Here is a 17,489-nt window from a genome sequence, read left to right as displayed (position 1 = left end):
GGCCACGCGATGAACGCCCGCGACACCACTGGCCGGCACCTCAAGCGGCTGCGTGCCGAGGGGGTCTCCGTCTGGCTGCGCGGCTGCCCGGAGCCCGGCGAGGACGGGGCGTTGGCACGGCTCGCTGCGGACTGGGACCTGAGCGGGGTGACCTGGACCGTCGAGGACGTTCTGGCGGCGGGCGGCGGGACACGGTTCGCGGCACTGCGCGAGCGGGGCCACGATCGCGCTCGGGCCCGCCGCGGGCTGTCCGCGCTGCCCGCCCGGGCGGCCTGCGACGCGCTGCTGCCGCGCTACGAGGCGAGCCGCGGCCGGGTGGGCCTGGTGTCGGCGGACCTTCCTCCCACCGACGCCCCGGAGCAGGAGGGGCTGGCCACGTGGTGGGCGGTGGACCGTCCGAACCTGCTGGTGAAGGTGCCCGGCACGCCCGACCGTCTGGACGCGGTCGCCGCCCTGGTCGCCGCCGGAGTCGGCGTCGACGTCACCCCGGTCTTCAGCGCCGCGCACCACGAGCGGGTCCTCGCGGCGCTGTCCACGGGACTCGAGCGGGCGTGGGAGGCGAACCGTCCGCTGTCGGCCATCAGTACGGCGGTGACGGTGCCGGTCGCCCCGATCGACCGGCTGGTGGACCGGCGGCTGCGGGAGCGGGGGCTGGCCGCCAGGCGCTATCCCATCGGCGAGTCGGCACGGGCGCACGCGCGTCTCGTGTACCACCTCCACGAACAGGTCACGAGCGCCCCTCGCTGGCAGCGGCTCGCCTCCCACGGGGCGCAGTTCCCGCATCTGGTCTGGACGGAGATCGCCCCGGCCGGCCACCCCGCCCACTACGCGGACGGTCTCGTCGGCTGGGGCGTGGTGCACGCGTTCGGCCGCGCCGAACTCGCCTCGATCGGCACCGGCGCCGCCCTCGTCGGCGACGCCCTGTCGGGCCGCCACATCACCGCGCGTCAGGATCTCGAAGCCCTGTACGCGTTCGGCCTCTCCTACGAGGAGTTGGCCGCGGAACTGGAACAGGCGTGGCTGGCGGCCGACGCGCGGCGCTGGCAGCAGGTGTGGGAGGGCACACCGGGGCACCGGTCCGCCTCCTGCCCGGCTTCGTGACGCGGTCGCCCGCACCGAGGTCGCGCCGGACCACGACGACCGGCACGACGACCGGCACGGGGGCCGGGTGGGTGACAGGTCACGACCCGCTGCTGCTGCTCCCCTCCGGCTTCCGGAAACCGGCGGCGGCCGGGGCGCCGGCGAACGGCCGCATCAGGGAGTCGACGGTGTGTGCGACGCCCGACACGAAGACCTGTCCGACGTTGGCGGCGTCCTTGACGTCGGTCAGCGGATCACCGTCGACGACGGCGAGGTCGGCGTACCTGCCGGGTGCGATCCGGCCGAGGTCTTCGTTCAGCGTCTCGCCCGCCAGACTGGTCGCGGTCGTCAGAGCTTCGTACGGCGTGAACCCGTAGGTGACCATGGCACGCAGGTTCATGTGCAGGCTGACTGCCGCGCCTGGAGGTTCGCGCGCCGTGCGGTCTGGTCGGTCCGGCAAGGTAAACGGGGGGGCAACATGAGGGCAGGGCCGATCACGGTCTTCAGGTGTCGCAACGGGTCACGGATCTCGCGCAGTTGGTGGTCAGCGAGCTGGTTGCGGGCCCGATAGTGGTGACCCTGCGCATCACGGGGGAGTCGGTGGAGGTCTCGATGTGGGACTCCGACCCGGTGCTGCCGGTTGCCCGCGCCGCGGATGCCTACCGAGTGGGACAACACGGCATCGAGATCATCATGGCTGTCGCTCGGAGTTTCATGGCGAGCTCGATCGCCGCCCTCGGGCTCGCTCCGCCCGTGCCGATCACGAGAACCGCGGTGGACAGACGGTGTTCGGTGATTGCCATGTTCGTTCCGATCACTTGGGTCGTCTCCCAGTACGACCGGCCGATCGGGCCGTGTGCGACACCGTGACGGGCGAGGGGGCCGCCGTGTGCGGACACGGCGTGCGCGCCGCCGGGGCGCCGACGTAGGCCTCACGCCGCACCCGGGCCGACTGGGCCGTGTTGATGGCGAGTCGGGTGGTCACGGTGGCCAGGAAGGCGGCCGGCTCGAGGATGTCTGTGCGGTCTGCCTTCTGCCACCTCAGCCACGCCTCCTGCAGCACGTCCTCGGCCTCGACGGTGCTGCCGAGCACGCGGTAGGCGATGCCGAAGAGCTTCGGACGGGCCTCGACGAACTGTCGCGTCGCCTCCTCGACCGAGCCGAGGTTGTGGCCTGCGTGCATGGCGCCCCCTTGGACCCGGCTACGGGCCATGTCACGCCCGGCCCGTTGGTGTCGCCGCGCGGAGCGGGGGCGATTACGGGGGCCGCCGAAGGCGCCGATCGGGATCGGCCGGAACCGCGTCGCCCTTCGTCCCGGACCACTCGGGGCCCGTGAGAAATCCACTGTCACAGATCGCCGTGCCGGCCGGTCCTTTTCTCAGCGAAGCGCTACCACGCCCCACTGCGGGTGAGAGAGGTGGACCATGATGCCGACCCGCCGCCGGGACCCGTCGGCTCCGTCGCCGTGCACCGGCTCCGCCGAGAGAGATCCGAGAGGCTCAGGGCCGGCAGGCCTGGCGGCCCTCCCCCGGCCCGTGGCCGTGGTGGTGGGCGCGGGTGGCGTACTCGGAGCGACTCACGTGGGAGTGGGGCACGCCCTGGAGCAGCGCGGGTTCCGGCCGGACATGATCATCGGCACCTCGGTGGGCGCGTGGAACGGAGCCATCGCGGCGGCGCACCCCGACCGGGCAGCGCCGTGGCTGGAGCACGTGTGGACCCGGCTGCGCCGCCGTGACGTGTACCAGCCGGGCTTTCCGGCCTCGCGTGCCGGTATCTTCACGGACCGGGGCCTGCGCCGACTGATCGCCCGGGCCGGGCTCCCGGCGCGGATCGAGGAGCCGGCGGTGCCGTTCACCGCTGTGGCCATGGACCTGGTCGCCGGCGCTCCGGCGCTGCTCGACCGCGGTGACCGCACGACCGCACTCCTCGCGAGCGCGGCCATCCCGGGCCTCCTGCACCCGGTCGGCCGCGAGGGCCGCACCCTCGTGGACGGCGGGGTGCTCGCCTACGTCCCGGTGCGGGCCGCCCTGCGGGCCGGAGCGGCCGGCGTGGTGGCGGTGCCGACCGGCCCGGAGAGCTCACCGCCGCCGGCGACCGCGCCGCCCCGACGGGCCGGTGCCGTCGCGTCACGGGCCGGTCTGCCGCTCGTGCACCGTCAGTTCGAACGGGACCTGGCGGAGGTGACCCGCCGGCTGCCGACCGTCGTCCTGCCCACCGGGACAGACGTCCGGCCCGCGCCCTGGGACTTCCGCCACAGCAGGCGGCTCGTCGAAGCGGCCTCCGCGACGGCCGGCCGCTTCCTCGACGACCTTCGCGTCAGCGGACCGGTCCTGTACCGGGCCGAGGACGATCCGGCCGCTGCGGCGGCGGCCGGACACGACGCCGCCGCGTCGGCGACGACGCGGCGGGCACCGCGCCTCACCCCTGCGAGGGCCGGCCTGTGAGTACCATCGCGTTCCTCAACATCGGCATGCACGGACACATCAACCCGACGCTGCCGGTCGCGGCCGAGCTGGTCCGTCGCGGCCACACCGTCACCTACCACACCTCCCCCGCCTTTCGGGAGGAGATCGCGGCCACCGGCGCGACCGTGCGCCTTTATCCGGGAGGGGACCAGCCCCTTCCCGACCCCCCGGCGCCCGTCACGCTGATGGAGGCGCTCGCCCGCACCGCTCTGGATCTGTTGCCCGCCGTCCTCGCCGACCTGCGCGACGACCGCCCCGACCTGATCGTCCACGACAGCGCCTGCCTGTGGGGCGCGGTCGCCGCCCGTGCGCTCGGCGTCCCGGCGGTCTCGTCGTTCACCACGTTCGCCTACAACCGTCATGTGCCCAGCCCCACCCGCGCCTCGCGGGAGCTGCTGGCCGGGGCCGCGGCCCGCCCGCGGAACCTGGCGGGCTACGTGGGGGCCCGGCTGGCGCTGCGCCGCCACTTCGCCGCGACGGGCGTTCCGCTGCTCGACCTGGCGGACATCCGGCAGCCGCTGAACCTGGTGTACACCTCCCGCGCGTTCCAGCCCGCCGTGGAGGAGTTCGACCGGTCCTACCGGTTCGTGGGCCCGAGCATCGGTGCCCGGCCGGACGACCCGTCGTTCCCCTCGGACCGGCTCCGGGACCCGGTGCTCTACGCCTCGCTGGGCACAGTCTTCAACGCCGAGCCGCTACTGCTGCGTACGTTCGCCGCGGCGCTCTCCCCGTTGGCGGGGACCGTGGTGGTCTCCACCGGGAAGACCGACCCCGCCGCCCTGGGCGAGCTGCCGGGCAACGTGCTCGTGCGGCGTTCCGTGCCGCAGCTTCAGGTGTTGGACCGCGCGGCGCTGTTCATCACCCACGGCGGCATGAACAGCGTCAACGAGGCCTTGTTCGCGGGCGTCCCGCTCCTGGTCGTACCGCAGGGCGCCGACCAGCCCATGGTCGCCCGGCGCGTCGTGGACCTGGGGGCCGGCTTGTCGATCCGTACGGAGAACGTCACCGAGGACTCCGTGCGCGCCGTCGCGCGGCGCCTCCTCGAGGACTCCCGTTACCGGGCCGCCACGTCCGGGCTGCGGGCCACCCAGCGTGAGGCGGGCGGCTACCGGCGCGCCGCCGACGAGCTCGAGGGGTACCTGCGCCCGGCCACTGCCGCGCAACCGGCTCCTGGCGATCCGCAGGGAGGCTGACGATGACACCCTCCGTCGTCGCCCTGCTGATGCTGGCCGGGCTGTCCGAGGCGCTCGGACGGGTCACGCCTGTCGCGGTACGCCGGCCAGGGGTGCCCCGCAGCCGGATGGTCCGGCTGGTCCTGGCCGGCGCGGTCGTCGAGGGCGCCGTGTTCGCGCTCTGGCCGCTGACGGCCTGGACCTTGGCCGAGCTCCTGCTGGGGTCGCCGCCCCCCGGTGACGGGTTGGAGTGGACGCCCGGCCTCGTCACGCCCCTCGTGCTCTCGGCCGTACTGGCGTTCCCGTTGCTCGGTTCCTTGCTCCACCTCCTGCTCTTCGTGGGGGTGGGAGCCGGCCTGACCGGTCCGCTGTCCGCGGCGACCGGTCTCGGCTGGTGGACCGCGGCCGGCTGCGTGTCCGTGGCCGGTGTGGTGCTCGGCGTCGCGGTCGAGGGTGTTCGGCGGCTGGTCGTGCGGATGAGCGCCACCGACACGGCGGAGGCCCCATGAACGACTTCCTGCTCTGGGCCGTCGCCCTCGGACCGGCTCTGCTGGCCGAGGGCCTGCTGGCACGCTACGAGGTGCTGGCCTACGGCGCCGGATGGCGTGCGCCGGTCACCGAGCTGCCGGACGGGGTGCCGTACGCGCGGGGCGCCGACCCGGACCGGCCTCCGGACGCCTATCTCGTCTATCTGGACGGGATCGGCAAGCGTCGCGTCCGGGACAGCCGGGACGGCGGCCAGTTGGTCAGGGCCGTGCTGGCCAGTGCGCCGGAACTGCGGGTGTTGGGCCAGGTGCAGCCCTACTCCCCGCTGGCCGACCCGCTCGCCGACCGGCCGGTGTGGTCGTGGTTGCGCCGCCGCGTGGGGCTGGTGCTCTTCCTGCACAACGTGATGCAGATCTTCGTGGCCGCCGACCGCCGCTACCGGCCGCTGTACAACCGGGCCGTCGGTTCGCAGATCGCCACCCAGCTGCGACTGGCCGGCTACCGGCCCGGCAGCGGCGTCCCTGTCGTCCTGCTGAGCTACAGCGGCGGTGCGCAGGTGGCCACCGGCGCCGTCGACGAACTGAGCAAGCGGCTCGGCTGCCCCCTGCTGCTCATCATGTTCGGCGGCTTCCACAACGGTGCCAACGACCTCACGCGCGCCGACCACGTGCATCGGCTCACCGGTTCCGGTGACCGGATCGAGCGGGTGGGTACCTGGATGTTTCCGCAGCGCTGGCCGCTGTTCCGCGGCAGCGGTTGGAACCGGGCCACCCGCGAGGGGAAGGTCACGGTGCACCGGTTCGACCCGGCCACCCACGTGGGACCGCTCAGTTACATCAGCCGGAGCGCTCTGCTGCCCGACGGCCGCACCCATCTGGCCCGCACCGCCGACACGGTGGTGGCGCTCATCCGCGACCACTGCCGGAACCATGCTGGAGGGCCGCGGCCCTGACGGTCCAAGCCCTCGGTGCGGTACTCACCGAGGGCTCACCGGCATGGCACGGGCCGTGAGGCGGCGCCCGGACACGGCCGCAGAACGAGGCCACGCCAACGGCGTGGAACACACCATTGGCGTGTCGGGCGGCCTACAGGCGGCGGGCGCCGGGTGGGTGCGCGGAGGCGGGCTCGCGCGGGTTGTCGGCTCCGCGGAACCGGCTCTGGCGGAGCGGGTCTTCGACGATCCAGGCCCCGTCGATGGGCCGGTCCGCCGTACTACGGCACCTCTTGCGCTGGGCGGCCTGCCTCCCGACCCCGCCTGCGCCACCCGGGCCGCCGCGATGGCGCAGGCGGTATGACAGGACCCTTTCCCGGCACGACGGTTGCGGGAGTGGGCGCTCCTGCACGCCGTCGAGGCACGGCGGTCCTGGTTGCCAGACGACCTCCTGGGCGCTCCGACTCGCTCCGGCTCAGGGCCGCGTCCCACATCAACCCGGAGGTGGCCCGACTGCTCGAGGGGCGCGGTCGTCCCGGGCGGATACTCGGATACGTCAAACCGCCCGGGCCGAATGCGCCGTCCGGGCGCCCACGGCGACCTCCGCCACTGCAGTGGCGACGTCCTTCGCGGAGACCGGCCGGATCGGCGTGGCCGGAAGCCGGATGCCCTGGTCGTCGGCGATCCAGGTCAGGGCCAGGCCCGCGGAAGGAAGGAGTCTCACGGGCCGTCGATGAAGGTGACCGTCTCCTCCAAGGCGGCCCGGCCCGTGCGGGCGGGATTCGCCGCAGGGTCCTCGTAGCCGATCGACATGCCGCAGAAGAGCACCAGCTCCTGCGGCGGCGCCACGGTCTCCGCGACCGTGCGGTGGAACTTCGCCCACGCCATCTGTGTGCAGCTGTGCAGGCCTTCCTCGCGCAGTAGCAGCATCACATTTTGCAGGAACATGCCAATGTCGGACCATTGGGGACGCCCCAGGTCGCGGTCGATGTAGCAGAACAGCGCGGTGGGCGCCCCGAAGCACTCCCAGTTGCCCGACGCGGCCCGCTGGCGCGCTTCCGTATCCTTGCGCGCGATACCGAGGGCACCGTAGCGCTGCTCACCGAAGGCGGACCGCCGCTCGCCGTACGGCGACTTCAGCTGCTGCGGGTACTGCTCGTACTCCGGCTCGTCAAAGGGGTCGCCGGCGGCCAGGCGAGCCCCGGTGCGCTTCTTCAGCGTCTCCAGTGGACCGCCGCTGAGCACGAAGGCGCGCCAGGGCTGGAGGTTCGATCCGGAGGGCGCCCAGGCGGCGGCGGCCAGCACGCGCTTGAGCACTTCTCGGGGGACGGGCCGGTCGGAGAAGCGGCGGACCGATCGCCGACTCTTGACCGCCTCGTAGACATCCATGAAGTCACATCTCCCTAGTCGTTCATGATCATGGTTGCAACTGCGACAGTATCATTCGCGACCATCTCGTGTATAACTAGATGCCAAGTCCGCCCAGCGCCCGGCCGCTGGGCGCCATACCGCTGTCTGGAGATCCCCCATGGCCACGCTTCTGCACATCGACTCGTCCGTGTTCCCGGCCGAGGCGTCCGCGTCCCGGTCCGTCACGGCCGTGTTCCGTCGAACCTGGGAGGAACAGCACCCGGAGGGCACGGTGATCTACCGCGACCTCGCCGCCGCCCCGGTCCCGCACATCACCGCGGACGCCTGGTCCGCCGGTTACGCCGACCCGTCCCAGCGCACCGCGCGCCAGTCCGCCGCGTTCGCCGCACGCCTGGAGCTCATCGAGGAGTTGGAGCGGGCGGACGCCATCCTGATCGGGGCCCCGATGTACAACTACACCGTCCCGTCCACTCTCAAGGCGTGGCTCGACAGCGTGCTCCTGCTCGGACGCACGGCCGGCGAGTCGCCCTCCGTGCAGGGCACCCCCACAGTGGTGGTCGCCAGCCGCGGCGGCTCCTACGCGCCGGGTACTCCGCGCGAGAACTTCGAGTTCGTGCAGAACTACCTGGAGGCCGTCCTCCGAAGCACCCTCGAGCTGGATCTGGAGTTCATCGTCCCGGAACTCACCATGGCCCCGCGCAATCCGGCCATGTCCGAACTGACCCCGCTCTTCGAGGCGTCGCGGGAGCGCGCCCACGCTGACGCGGTCACCAAGGCGAAGGAACTCACCGAGCGCCTCACCGCGGACGTCGGCAAGTGACGCCCGGCTGACCCACCCGCCGACCGGAAAGGCTCTCCGGGCGCGCCCTAGGTGTATTGACCACAAGCGTTGTTGACAGAAGGTGCGAGTCGCCGTGGTATGCGCTGCATGTGTTTGGGCCCGTAGGGACCGGCAGCGCGCAATGCGTCCATGTCGAGGCTGCGAGTGGTGAATGGGGTCGTCGAGTTCTGCCTCGGGCAGGGCGCCGGGCCGGCGGAAGATGGTGATCTGTTCGCGCACGATCTCATGGGCACCGCTCCTGCCCGTGATCGGGGGGATCGTGTTACGCGCAGGCGCTGTACGGCCGTCGGGTGAACCGCGAGGTCGCGGCGCACCCGACGGCGGGCTGTCGTGCGGGCGTCGTCGTGCTCCGCCCGCACGGGGTTTGTGCGAGGTCAGCGAGCGGCGACGTTGTCCGTGACCGCGGTCTCGGGGGCTGCCTCGGCGTCGGGTTGGCGGGTTGCGGTGTTCTTCGGGCCGCGCAGAGCGACGTAGACGAGCAGGGCGGCCATGACGGCGGCGCCGACCCACATGGACTGCTGCCAGCCATCGACGAAGGACTGCTGCGCGGCGTGGATCAGATCCTGGGCGTGGCCCCCGGTGGTGGGCGCGACCTCGATGGCGTTGGCGATGCCTTCGCGTGCGGTGTCCGCGGCCCCGTCGGGGATGCCGTCGAGCTTGCCGTCGATAGCGCTGCGGTAGCCGCTGGCCAACAGGGCGCCGAGCATTGCGATACCGAGAGCGGTGCCGAACTCGCGGGTGACGTCGTTGAGCGCAGAGGCCACGCCCTGCTTGGCTCGGGGCAGGGAGCCGGTGATGGCCTCGGTGGAGGGCGTCATCGACAGACCCATACCGATACCCATGACGATCATGCCGGCCAGGATGGACAGGTAGCCGCCGTCCACGGACACGAACATCGCCATCAGCGCCAGGCCGAGCGCGGACAGGGCGACGCCTACCGTCATGGTGGAGCGGGCGCCGATCCTGGCGGCCACCTTGGGGGCCAGGCCCGAGCCCATCATCATCATGACGGCCATCGGCATCAGCGCCACGGTCGACAGCAGCCCCGACATGCCGAGCACAGCCTGGAAGAACGGGAAGAGGACCACCGCGATACCGGCCTGAACACCAAAGACGACCAGCAGGGTGATCGAGCCGCCGGCCAGGCCACGCTCACGGAACAGGCGTACGTCCAACAGCGAAGCGTCGCGGCGGTGCAGCTCCCAGGCCACGAAGGCGACGGCGGCGGCGACGCCGACGGCCAGGCTGATCAGCGTGATGGGGGCGGTCCAGCCGCGCTCGGGGCCTTCCTGCAGGACGAAGATGAGACCGGTCACGGCGATGACGGAGAGCAGCGCGCCGATGGTGTCGAAGGAATGGGGGGAGTGCTCGCGGGAGTTGGGCACCGACTTCAGTGTCATCACCAGTGCCACGGCCCCCAGGACCACGGGCAGCACGAACAGCCAGCGCCAGTCGGCGACGTCGACCAGCAGGGCGGAGAGGAACATGCCGAGGATGCCGCCGCCTCCGGCGACACCGGTCCACACGCCGATCGCCTTGCCGCGTTCCTCCTCGGGGAAGGTGGAGGTGATGACGGCCAGGGTGATCGGCATGATCATAGCGGCGCTGACGCCGGCGGCCACCCGGGCGGCGATCATTATCCCGGCCGTCGGGGCGAGTCCCGCGAGGACACTGGCGGCGCCGAAGATGACCAATCCCGCAATCAACATGGGCTTGCGTCCCAGACGATCACCGATGGCGCCGAGCGGCAGCAGCAGCGCGGCCAGGGCGAGGGTGTAGCTGTTGATCATCCACAGGACGGCGCTCTGCGAGGCGTCGAACTCGACGGCCAGGTGGGTCTGGGCGACGCTCAGCCCCGACACCGAGGCGATGACAGCCATCAAAGCGATCGAGACGGTGATCAGGATCGCGCGCAGTTGACGCGCATCCGGCACTGTGCCGACCGGCGATTCCGGCGTCTGTGGAGGCTGATGGGTACTCATGGTTTCCTTCCAAAAGGGCATGCTGAATCAGCGCCGGGGCAGGGCCGGGCGCCGCATCGATCAGATGGGGGACTTGCTCACCGCGCGGATCACCGGACGGCGGGCGCGCGATGGTTCAGCAGCGGACGTACGGGTCAGCCGGTGGCCTTCTGCGCGGAGGCGAGGGCGGCGTCGGTGTCCGCCGCGGCCAGCATCGCGTTGATGTGCGAGCCGGCCAGCGCCCCGGCCGCGGCGGCGGCGCCGACCTGGGCGGCCAGGTCGGTGGCGTTGCCCGCCACCCACACACCCGGGATCTCGGTGGTGCCGGCCATGGCGGAAGCGAAGCGGCGGCCCATGCTGTCGGGAAGATCCTCCATGGGCAGCTTCAGCCCGTCCAGGCCCTCGGTGCGCGCCTCCATCCTTGTGGTGACGGCCAGGACCCGCCGCTCGACGAGGGTGCCGTCGGCCAGGCGGACGCCCACAAGGGTGCCGTCGGTGTCGTTCACGACTTCCCTCACGTCGGTCTCGACGACGCGGATGCCCCGGGCGGCGAAGCGAGCGCGGGTCTCGGAGTCCAGGTCGGTGCCGCGGGCGAAGTAGATCAGATCGTCCGTGAGCTGGCGGAAAAGCCAGGCGTGGTGAACGGACAGAGGGCCGGTGGCGAGGATGCCGATGGGCTCGTCGCGTACCTCCCAGCCGTGGCAGTAGGGACAGTGCACCACGCTGCGGCCCCAGTGTTCGGCCAGGCCGGGCACCTCGGGCAGCACATCGCGCAGGCCGGTGGCCACCAGCACGCGGCGCGCCGTCAGGGTGCGGCCGTCGGCCAGGGTGACGGTGAACCGCAAGTCACCGTCGGCCGAGGGGGCGGCGGCTTCGGCCTCGGTCACCTCCCCGAAGACGATGCGGCCGCCGTACTGGCGTACCTGCTCGCGTCCGCGCTGGAGGAGATCGGGCGGCGGGGTGCCGTCCAGGACGATGAAGCCGTGCATGGCTGCGGCGGGGGCGTTGCGCGGGGTGCCGCTGTCGATCACGATGACCGAGCGGCGTGAGCGGGCCAGCATCAGCGCGCCGTTCAGGCCCGCGGCGCCGCCGCCGATCACCACCACGTCCACGGTGTCGGTGGACAGTGCGTCGCTGTCGTAGTGGGAAGTGTGCGCAGACATGTCGCGCCCTTTCGTCGTACCTGGCCCCTCGGTGCCGGACCACTCGTGTCCGACGTTAGGCCCACATTGCATCAAGGGCATACGATGCTGCCTATGACGCAAGAAGATGGGCAGCTGGACAGCCTCGTACGCAAAAGGATCCGCGCACTGCGCGTCGCACAGGGATGGTCCCTGGAGGAACTGGCCACCCGGGCCAACCTCAGCCAGTCCTCACTGAGCCGCATCGAGAACGGGCAGCGCCGCCTCGCCCTGGACCAGCTCGTCACCCTCGCCCGCGCCCTGGACACCACCTTGGACCAGCTCGTGGAGAACGCCGCGGACGACGTCGTCATCAGCCCGACGATCGACGGCGCCCACGGCATGATGCGCTGGCCCATAAAGGGCGACCCCGGCATGAGCGTGATGCGCCAGCGGATGACCGACCCGCCGCCCGACAACCCGGCCCGCATGCGCGCCCACCCGGGCCGCGAATGGCTCGTCGTGCTGTCCGGCACCGCGATCCTCATGCTCGGCCACCGGCGCTTTCGCATCGAGACCAACCAGGCCGCCGAGTTCCCCACCATGATGCCGCACGCCATCGGCGCCGAGGGTGGCCCCTGCGAGATCCTGGGCATCTTCGACCGCGACGCCCGCCGCGGCCATCAGAAAGACGCCGGCACCGACGACTCCGAAGCCGACTGCACAGGCACCCAGGGCCCCTGCGCGTAGCGGGCCATGACCGGCCGGGAGGCCCCGGCAAAGCGCGATCTTGCGTGCAGGGCAGTACACCAAGCCGTCTCTTTGCTTTATGCGCAACGAGACGTGCGACAGGCGCATGGTCAGCTTACGGTCGAGTCATGCCCCACAGTCATCAGCACACCCCTCACCACGGCAACAGCGGTCACCACCCCGGCCAGGGCAATGGCGGCCACCATGCGCACAGCGATGGCGGCCAGGCGGAGATCCTCGATCTGGACGCCGAGGTGCTCGCCGAGCACACAGCATCCATCACTGCCTCGCTGCCGCTGACGAGCGAGCCGCGCCACATCGTGGACCTGGGCTGCGGCACCGGCGCGGGCACCTTCACGCTCCTCGAACGCTTCCCCGACGCGCACGTCACAGCCGTCGACACCTCGGCCGGCCATCTGCAGCTCCTGCGCGAGAGGGCATGCGCCCGTGGCGTCCAGGAGCGCGTACGGACCGTGCGGGCCGACCTCGACCACGACGACTGGCCCGAGCTCGGCCGGCCGGATCTGGTGTGGGCCTCGGCCTCGATGCACCACATGGCGAACCCCGAACGCGCCTTGCGCAACGTCCGCGAGCTGCTCGCCCCCGGCGGCCTGTTCGCCGTCGTCGAACTCGCCGGCGTCCCCCGTTTCCTGCCCGCCGGCGCCCCGGAGAGCCGGCCCGGCCTCGAAGAACGCGCCCATGCCGCGACCAACAACTTCCACGTCGAGCACGTTCCGCACCGCGGCGCCGACTGGGGCCCGATGCTGACAGCCGCCGACTTCACCGTCGAGGACGAACGCACCTTCGCTGTCAACATCGAAGGTGCGCGCAGCGAAGCGATCGGCCGCTACGCCTACGGCATTCTGCAGCGCGTCCGCAGCGTCGCCGCCCCCGCCCTCAGCCCCGAGGACCTCGCCGCACTCGACGAGCTCCTGGACACCAACAGCCCGAACAGCCTGCTGCGCCGCGAGGACCTCGCCATGCGCACCGAGCGCACCGTATGGGCCGCCCGCCGCACCTGACTCCCGCCTCCCCCGGGTCGGTGATCTTGGCGTTGGCGACGACCTTGACCTTGCCGTTGCTCAGCTCAACGAAGCGCATGGCACTGCGCAGGCGCCTTGGGGGCATGACCTTCCTTTCCCCTGACCGGCGCGGTCTTCGAGGCGGTCGGCCTTCTGCGCTGGTTTGAAGTGGTGGCGATGCCGGCGAGGAGAAGGCCGACACCGGTTGCGAACTCGCGGTCGTCGTGGTGGGCCAGACGGAAATCGACTCAGCTCCGTTTGCCTTGACCAGCTGCCAAGCCCACGGACGCCGTCGGCGCAAAGAGCGGTGCCAGCACCCAGCCCACACATCACCCAGAGGTCTTCTTGTCCCACCCCAACGCCCGGCTGACCGTCCACGGCAGACGGCTCCTTGTCGACCGGGTTCGAGCCGGCAGACCCGTCGCCCACGTGGCTGACGAGATGGGCATCTCTCGCACCACGGCCCACAAGTGGGTGCGCAGGTGGAGAGCCGAAGGCGACGCCGGTCTGTACGACCGCCCCAGCCGGCCACGGACCACCCCGCACCGTGCCCCCGCTGACGTCGAGGAACAGGTTTGCACGCTGCGGCGAGAGCGAAAGCTCGGCCCCGCCAGGATCGGCCCGATCCTGGGAATACCCACCTCGACGGTCCACCGCGTCCTGACCCGCCATGGCCTGAATCGACTCAGCTGGATGGACCGACCCACCGGTCAGATCATCCGCCGCTACGAACGCTCACGCCCCGGCGAACTCGTTCACGTCGACATCAAAAGGCTCGGCAACATCCCCGACGGAGGCGGCCACCGGATCATGCCCCGCCAGCAGGCCACCGGAAATCGGCAGGCCACAACCGTCGCCCGCAAGGGCGGCAGTCCCGTGATCGGCTACAGCTTCGTCCACTCCGCCATCGACGATTACTCCCGGCTCGCCTACAGCGAGGTCCTGGCCAACGAACGCAAGGAGACCGCCTCCGCGTTCTGGCGGCGCGCGAACGCCTTCTTCGCGGCTCACGGCATCACTGTCGAGCGAGTCCTCACCGACAACGGCTCCTGCTACAGATCCAAGCTGTTCGGTCAGACACTGAGCGCTGCCGACATCATCCATAAACGCACCCGCCCGTACCGCCCGCAGACGAACGGCAAGGTGGAGCGGCTGAATCGCACCCTGCTCGAAGAATGGGCATACGTACGCCCCTATGCCAGCAACGCCGAACGGACCGAGGCCCTGGTGGACTTCCTGCACACCTACAACTATCACCGGTGCCACACCGCACTCGCCGGGCAGCCGCCCATCAGCCGTGTCAACAACCCTGCGGGTCAATACACCTAGGCCGTTTCGTTCGGATCACCGCACCCGTGCGTGTGTGAGGGCGCTGGTCGAGTGTGCGGTGCCTCCGGCGGCCTCTGTAGCCTGGCGGCGCTGTACGTTGGGGGGAGCTGACCGTGGAGAACATCCTGTCCGTGGCCGTCGGGGCCGCTATTGGCCTCATAGGCGCGGTGTTCGGTTCGTGGTTCACCGCGCACCGACAGGACCGCATGTGGCTCCGCGAGCAGAAGCTCAAAGCCGGGATCGGCTTCAACACGGCCGTAGTTCAGCTGCTGGACTACCTGAAGCAAACACAGCTGAGTGACGACGGTCCCGGAGCCAACGAGCTGGCGAACCAGATGCAGGAAGCACGCTCGGCCCTCTACCTGCTCTGTGCCGGCGACACCGTCGATCTCGCCGATGCTCTCGCGCGTAGGGTCTGGAGCACCCGGCCCACCGACGGCAGTGACGACCGCCGGGCCGAGTTCCGAGAGACGTTGGACCTCCTGCGCCGCTTCACCCGGCAACTCCGGCAAGAAATCGCCAGATCGTAGTCCCCATTGGATCAGGGGGCGGACCAGATGAAGATGCCCGCGATGTGGAGTCCGGTCAGGCAGATGGTGGCGGTGTACTCGTATCGAGTGGCGATGCCCCGCCACTGCTGCGTCACGATGGAAGGCCGGTGGCCTGCCGAGTCGGGTTCCACGACGGGGTCGGTGACCTTGCTGGTCGGCCGGGACAGGGATCACCGCTCGGATGCCGCGCCTGCGCAGGTGCTCGCTGATCGCGCGGGAGAAGTATGCCGTGTCAGCCAGGAAAGGGTCCCGTCTGGTCGGGGGCGTCCTCGGCGTCGGGGAACGCGCAAGCGGGCCATGACGTCAAGGAAGGCGGGTGCGTCGCCGGCCTGTCCGGCAGTCATTGCCGTACTTCTCCGGCAGGTGAACCCACTGCGTTCCGGTCTGGGACTTGAAGGCGATGGCGTCGATCACCTTGCGGTGATCCCTCCACCGGCCGCCCCGTTTCGGCCTCCGGTCCGGGAGCAACGGCTCGATGCGCGCCCGCTGCGCGGCAGTCAACGGCACACCCGGACCAACGACCGCTGATCCGAACGAAACTGCCTAGACCTCACGGCTGCCCGGATGCGCGAGGCGGGTCAGCAGACGCATCAGCTGCTCGGAGCCGCCAGGTCCCAGGTCGGCGACCAGCCCCTCGGCCAGCGGCTCCGCCGCGACATGGGCCGCGTCGAAGAGCTCCAGCCCCTCCGGGGTAATCTCCACGGCCCGTGCCCGGCGATCCCCGGGGACGGGCTTGCGCACGGCGAGGTTTCTGCGCTCCAGATCGTCTACGACCCGCATGATCCCCGCCTTGTCCGTCCCGGTCTCCGCCGCCAGGTCGCGCTGCACCGTGGGACCGCGGTCAACGAGCACGATCAACACCGCGAAGTGCCGCAACTCGATCCCGAGAGGCCGCAGCGCCTCCGCCATAACCCCCGCCGCGCGCCAGTGCGCCCGGCGCAGCAGCAGCCCCAGGGCGAACGGCGAAGCGTCTCCGGGGCGGTCGCTCGCGCGCGACGCAGCGTCTCGGGAGGAAGCGTAAGCGGCCATGACAGCATCGTACCGCCGCCGGGTCGCCCGATACCGTTTCACTTGAAACGGGCGGACGCAGCGGTGGAACAGCCCTGAGCCCCTTGTCGGCTGAGCCGAAGACCGCGCTATGGAGCCCGTGGACCCCGCATCACGGCAGGTCGCTCGGTCAGTGCTCACAAAAGCGCTCAGACACGCGTGCGCTCCGGAGGGGTACCGGTTTCCTTTGCTGGCAGAGGCTCCGCCCCTGGCCCCGTGCCCGCGGATGAGAGCGTGGATGTCGCCATTCGCATCGCCCCCTTACGGACTACCGGCCGGCGCGATCGCGCGAGGAGGCTTGCTGGATCATCAAGATTCAGTGTCTCCCCTCAGCTGTGCAGGCGCCCTCGCCGATGCGCGGCTGCGGAACACCCGACGTGCCTCGTCGCTGCGCGGGCTGCTGAGAGGAGTCAGCCGAGGATCTCCGTGATGCCTTCGCGGTACGAGGTGACGGTGAAGTCGGGGAACCGCGTCGCGAACTTCGAGGAGTCGAAGATGTTGTCACCGCGGTAGCGCGGCAGCAGTTCCTGGACCTCTCCGAGCGGCCCGACGAAGCGACCGCCGATCCGGAAGGCGGCCAGGGGCAGCACGGTGTGGCCGATCCGGCGACCGGTGACCTGTCCGGCCACGTCGATCAGCTCGGCGTAGGTGAGGCGGTGCGGGTCGACGGGCAGGTGCCAGGTCTGGCCGTAGGCGTCCGCGGTGTTGCCGATCAGGGCCATGGCCCGGCTGGCGTCGGGCGTCCAGATGAGGGACCGGACGGTCTTCGCGCTGACGGGGACGAGTGGCCGCTTGCCCGCCTTGATCCGGTCGAAGACGAGGGAGTTGGTCAGGCTCTTGGTCTTTCCCGGACCGTAGAACTCCGGCGCCCGGCAGATGACGGCGTCGATCGAACCCGCGCTCATCGTGTCCAGCAGCATCGCCGCGATCTGCGCGCGTACGCGGCCCTTGCGGCCGTTCGGCTCGAACGTGGTCGACTCGGTCTGCGGGGTGGTCGTGCCCGGGTACATGTACGTGTTGTCGAAGAACACGAGCTTGGTTCCGTACTTCACGCAGGCGTCGATGACGTTGCGCATCATGGCGGGGAACTGCCGCTCCCACAGCTGCGAGTCCATGGGCAGGCCCACAGTGAGGTAGGCGATCTCGCTGCCCTCGACGGCCCGGGCGGTGGCCTCGGAGTCCGTCAGGTTCGGCCTGGAGGACCTGATCGGTGTCGTGGATCTTCACGGGGTTGCGGCCGACCAGCCGGATGTCGTGCGTGAAGGTGGGGTCTGCCGCACGATCGGGTGACATCTGAACTGGCTTGCCCTGTGGGGCGGGTGGGAAGGATGTCGCTGTGCCCAAGCCTTATCCGGAAGAGTT

At 70.8% G+C, this 17,489-nt stretch carries 18 protein-coding genes and 3 pseudogenes; 11 read left to right on the top strand and 10 right to left on the bottom strand.

The genetic code is table 11. The features are described from left to right. Positions 1 to 9 precede the first annotated feature (9 nt). Positions 10 to 1,101 carry a transaldolase family protein gene (locus ACFYZ3_RS08880; protein WP_388514899.1) on the top strand — a complete coding sequence of 364 codons (1,092 nt, stop codon included), beginning with the start codon at positions 10 to 12 and terminating at the stop codon, positions 1,099 to 1,101. Between the two features lie 79 nt (positions 1,102 to 1,180). Here ACFYZ3_RS08880 and ACFYZ3_RS08875 read toward each other — a convergent pair whose 3' ends face one another. Next, on the bottom strand, positions 1,181 to 1,480 hold the full coding sequence (locus tag ACFYZ3_RS08875) for an amidohydrolase family protein (protein WP_388514897.1): 300 nt from the start codon (positions 1,478 to 1,480) through the stop codon (positions 1,181 to 1,183). A 107-nt stretch (positions 1,481 to 1,587) separates the two neighbouring features. On the opposite strand from ACFYZ3_RS08875, the gene ACFYZ3_RS08870 reads away from it, so the two are divergent. Next, positions 1,588 to 1,950 (top strand): hypothetical protein, encoded by a 363-nt coding sequence (locus tag ACFYZ3_RS08870; protein WP_388514895.1) that lies wholly within the window; start codon positions 1,588 to 1,590, stop codon positions 1,948 to 1,950. 49 nt (positions 1,951 to 1,999) lie between these two features. Here ACFYZ3_RS08870 and ACFYZ3_RS08865 read toward each other — a convergent pair. Beyond that, positions 2,000 to 2,263, bottom strand: a pseudogene (locus ACFYZ3_RS08865) (sigma factor); the annotation flags it as partial. Between the two features lie 352 nt (positions 2,264 to 2,615). Here ACFYZ3_RS08865 and ACFYZ3_RS08860 point away from each other — a divergent pair. Genes ACFYZ3_RS08860 through ACFYZ3_RS08845 form a run of 4 tightly spaced genes read left to right on the top strand, consistent with a single transcriptional unit; the run spans position 2,616 to position 6,155 of the window. Next, positions 2,616 to 3,524, top strand: coding sequence for a patatin-like phospholipase family protein (locus ACFYZ3_RS08860; RefSeq protein ID WP_388514894.1), 909 nt, complete (start codon positions 2,616 to 2,618; stop codon positions 3,522 to 3,524). After that, the gene (locus tag ACFYZ3_RS08855; protein WP_388514893.1) at positions 3,521 to 4,738 is read left to right on the top strand and encodes a macrolide family glycosyltransferase; all 1,218 of its coding nucleotides are present in this window, start codon (positions 3,521 to 3,523) and stop codon (positions 4,736 to 4,738) included. The genes ACFYZ3_RS08860 and ACFYZ3_RS08855 overlap by 4 nt, the downstream gene beginning before the upstream one ends. A 2-nt stretch (positions 4,739 to 4,740) precedes the next feature. After that, positions 4,741 to 5,226, top strand: a complete 486-nt coding sequence (locus ACFYZ3_RS08850; protein ID WP_388514892.1) for a hypothetical protein — start codon at positions 4,741 to 4,743, stop codon at positions 5,224 to 5,226. Next, a complete protein-coding gene (locus tag ACFYZ3_RS08845) occupies positions 5,223 to 6,155 on the top strand; it encodes a hypothetical protein (protein ID WP_388514891.1) in 933 nt (310 codons plus the stop codon). The genes ACFYZ3_RS08850 and ACFYZ3_RS08845 overlap by 4 nt, the downstream gene beginning before the upstream one ends. Positions 6,156 to 6,690: 535 nt before the next feature. Here ACFYZ3_RS08845 and ACFYZ3_RS08840 read toward each other — a convergent pair. Both ACFYZ3_RS08840 and ACFYZ3_RS08835 read right to left on the bottom strand, forming a co-directional pair. Beyond that, entirely contained in the window at positions 6,691 to 6,858 is a 168-nt protein-coding gene (locus ACFYZ3_RS08840) for a hypothetical protein (RefSeq protein ID WP_388514889.1), read from the bottom strand. Further along, positions 6,855 to 7,523: a nitroreductase gene (locus ACFYZ3_RS08835; RefSeq protein ID WP_388514888.1), complete on the bottom strand. Its 669-nt coding sequence runs from the start codon at positions 7,521 to 7,523 to the stop codon at positions 6,855 to 6,857. Before ACFYZ3_RS08835 ends, ACFYZ3_RS08840 begins: the two co-directional genes overlap by 4 nt. Positions 7,524 to 7,662: 139 nt before the next feature. Here ACFYZ3_RS08835 and ACFYZ3_RS08830 point away from each other — a divergent pair, with 139 nt between their 5' ends. After that, positions 7,663 to 8,325, top strand: a complete 663-nt coding sequence (locus ACFYZ3_RS08830) for an FMN-dependent NADH-azoreductase (protein ID WP_388514886.1) — start codon at positions 7,663 to 7,665, stop codon at positions 8,323 to 8,325. A gap of 395 nt (positions 8,326 to 8,720) precedes the next feature. On the opposite strand, the gene ACFYZ3_RS08825 is transcribed toward ACFYZ3_RS08830, so the two are convergent. Then, positions 8,721 to 10,328 (bottom strand): MFS transporter, encoded by a 1,608-nt coding sequence (locus ACFYZ3_RS08825; protein ID WP_388515961.1) that lies wholly within the window; start codon positions 10,326 to 10,328, stop codon positions 8,721 to 8,723. A 134-nt stretch (positions 10,329 to 10,462) separates the two neighbouring features. Continuing rightward, positions 10,463 to 11,470: an NAD(P)/FAD-dependent oxidoreductase gene (locus tag ACFYZ3_RS08820; protein ID WP_388514885.1), complete on the bottom strand. Its 1,008-nt coding sequence runs from the start codon at positions 11,468 to 11,470 to the stop codon at positions 10,463 to 10,465. Positions 11,471 to 11,563: 93 nt separating this feature from the next. Here ACFYZ3_RS08820 and ACFYZ3_RS08815 point away from each other — a divergent pair, with 93 nt between their 5' ends. The 4 genes from ACFYZ3_RS08815 (at position 11,564) to ACFYZ3_RS08800 (ending at position 15,059) form a co-directional block, all read left to right on the top strand. Then, a complete protein-coding gene (locus ACFYZ3_RS08815) occupies positions 11,564 to 12,178 on the top strand; it encodes a helix-turn-helix domain-containing protein (RefSeq protein WP_388514884.1) in 615 nt (204 codons plus the stop codon). A gap of 128 nt (positions 12,179 to 12,306) precedes the next feature. Beyond that, positions 12,307 to 13,200, top strand: coding sequence for a methyltransferase (locus tag ACFYZ3_RS08810; RefSeq protein WP_388514882.1), 894 nt, complete (start codon positions 12,307 to 12,309; stop codon positions 13,198 to 13,200). A gap of 345 nt (positions 13,201 to 13,545) precedes the next feature. Further along, positions 13,546 to 14,529, top strand: coding sequence for an IS481 family transposase (locus ACFYZ3_RS08805; RefSeq protein ID WP_388514881.1), 984 nt, complete (start codon positions 13,546 to 13,548; stop codon positions 14,527 to 14,529). A gap of 113 nt (positions 14,530 to 14,642) precedes the next feature. Continuing rightward, the gene (locus tag ACFYZ3_RS08800) at positions 14,643 to 15,059 is read left to right on the top strand and encodes a hypothetical protein (RefSeq protein ID WP_388514879.1); all 417 of its coding nucleotides are present in this window, start codon (positions 14,643 to 14,645) and stop codon (positions 15,057 to 15,059) included. Between the two features lie 11 nt (positions 15,060 to 15,070). Here the strand turns inward: ACFYZ3_RS08800 and ACFYZ3_RS08795 are convergent. The 4 genes and pseudogenes from ACFYZ3_RS08795 to ACFYZ3_RS08780 form a co-directional block, all read right to left on the bottom strand. After that, positions 15,071 to 15,424 (bottom strand): annotated as a pseudogene (locus ACFYZ3_RS08795) (transposase); the annotation flags it as partial. After that, entirely contained in the window at positions 15,384 to 15,587 is a 204-nt protein-coding gene (locus ACFYZ3_RS08790) for a transposase (RefSeq protein ID WP_388514877.1), read from the bottom strand. The pseudogene ACFYZ3_RS08795 and the gene ACFYZ3_RS08790, both read right to left, overlap by 41 nt. A 36-nt stretch (positions 15,588 to 15,623) precedes the next feature. Then, a complete protein-coding gene (locus ACFYZ3_RS08785) occupies positions 15,624 to 16,109 on the bottom strand; it encodes a MarR family winged helix-turn-helix transcriptional regulator (protein WP_388514875.1) in 486 nt (161 codons plus the stop codon). Positions 16,110 to 16,537: 428 nt separating this feature from the next. Beyond that, positions 16,538 to 17,390 (bottom strand): annotated as a pseudogene (locus ACFYZ3_RS08780) (NAD-dependent epimerase/dehydratase family protein); the annotation flags it as partial. Positions 17,391 to 17,489 lie beyond the last annotated feature (99 nt).

Source organism: Streptomyces sp. NPDC001599 (assembly GCF_042893535.1).
In the GTDB taxonomy this organism is placed as follows: Bacteria; Actinomycetota; Actinomycetes; order Streptomycetales; family Streptomycetaceae; genus Streptomyces.
This window is presented reverse-complemented; position numbering and strand designations above follow the sequence as displayed.

Excerpts from the sequence above, each read along its gene's own strand:
- ACFYZ3_RS08880 (WP_388514899.1), top strand. The coding sequence starts at position 10 with ATGAACGCCCGCGACACCACTGGCCGGCACCTCAAGCGGCTGCGTGCC.
- ACFYZ3_RS08875 (WP_388514897.1), bottom strand. The coding sequence starts at position 1,480 with ATGAACCTGCGTGCCATGGTCACCTACGGGTTCACGCCGTACGAAGCT.
- ACFYZ3_RS08850 (WP_388514892.1), top strand. The coding sequence starts at position 4,741 with ATGACACCCTCCGTCGTCGCCCTGCTGATGCTGGCCGGGCTGTCCGAG.
- ACFYZ3_RS08845 (WP_388514891.1), top strand. The coding sequence starts at position 5,223 with ATGAACGACTTCCTGCTCTGGGCCGTCGCCCTCGGACCGGCTCTGCTG.
- ACFYZ3_RS08835 (WP_388514888.1), bottom strand. The coding sequence starts at position 7,523 with ATGGATGTCTACGAGGCGGTCAAGAGTCGGCGATCGGTCCGCCGCTTC.
- ACFYZ3_RS08830 (WP_388514886.1), top strand. The coding sequence starts at position 7,663 with ATGGCCACGCTTCTGCACATCGACTCGTCCGTGTTCCCGGCCGAGGCG.
- ACFYZ3_RS08825 (WP_388515961.1), bottom strand. The coding sequence starts at position 10,328 with ATGAGTACCCATCAGCCTCCACAGACGCCGGAATCGCCGGTCGGCACA.
- ACFYZ3_RS08820 (WP_388514885.1), bottom strand. The coding sequence starts at position 11,470 with ATGTCTGCGCACACTTCCCACTACGACAGCGACGCACTGTCCACCGAC.
- ACFYZ3_RS08815 (WP_388514884.1), top strand. The coding sequence starts at position 11,564 with ATGACGCAAGAAGATGGGCAGCTGGACAGCCTCGTACGCAAAAGGATC.
- ACFYZ3_RS08810 (WP_388514882.1), top strand. The coding sequence starts at position 12,307 with ATGCCCCACAGTCATCAGCACACCCCTCACCACGGCAACAGCGGTCAC.
- ACFYZ3_RS08785 (WP_388514875.1), bottom strand. The coding sequence starts at position 16,109 with ATGGCCGCTTACGCTTCCTCCCGAGACGCTGCGTCGCGCGCGAGCGAC.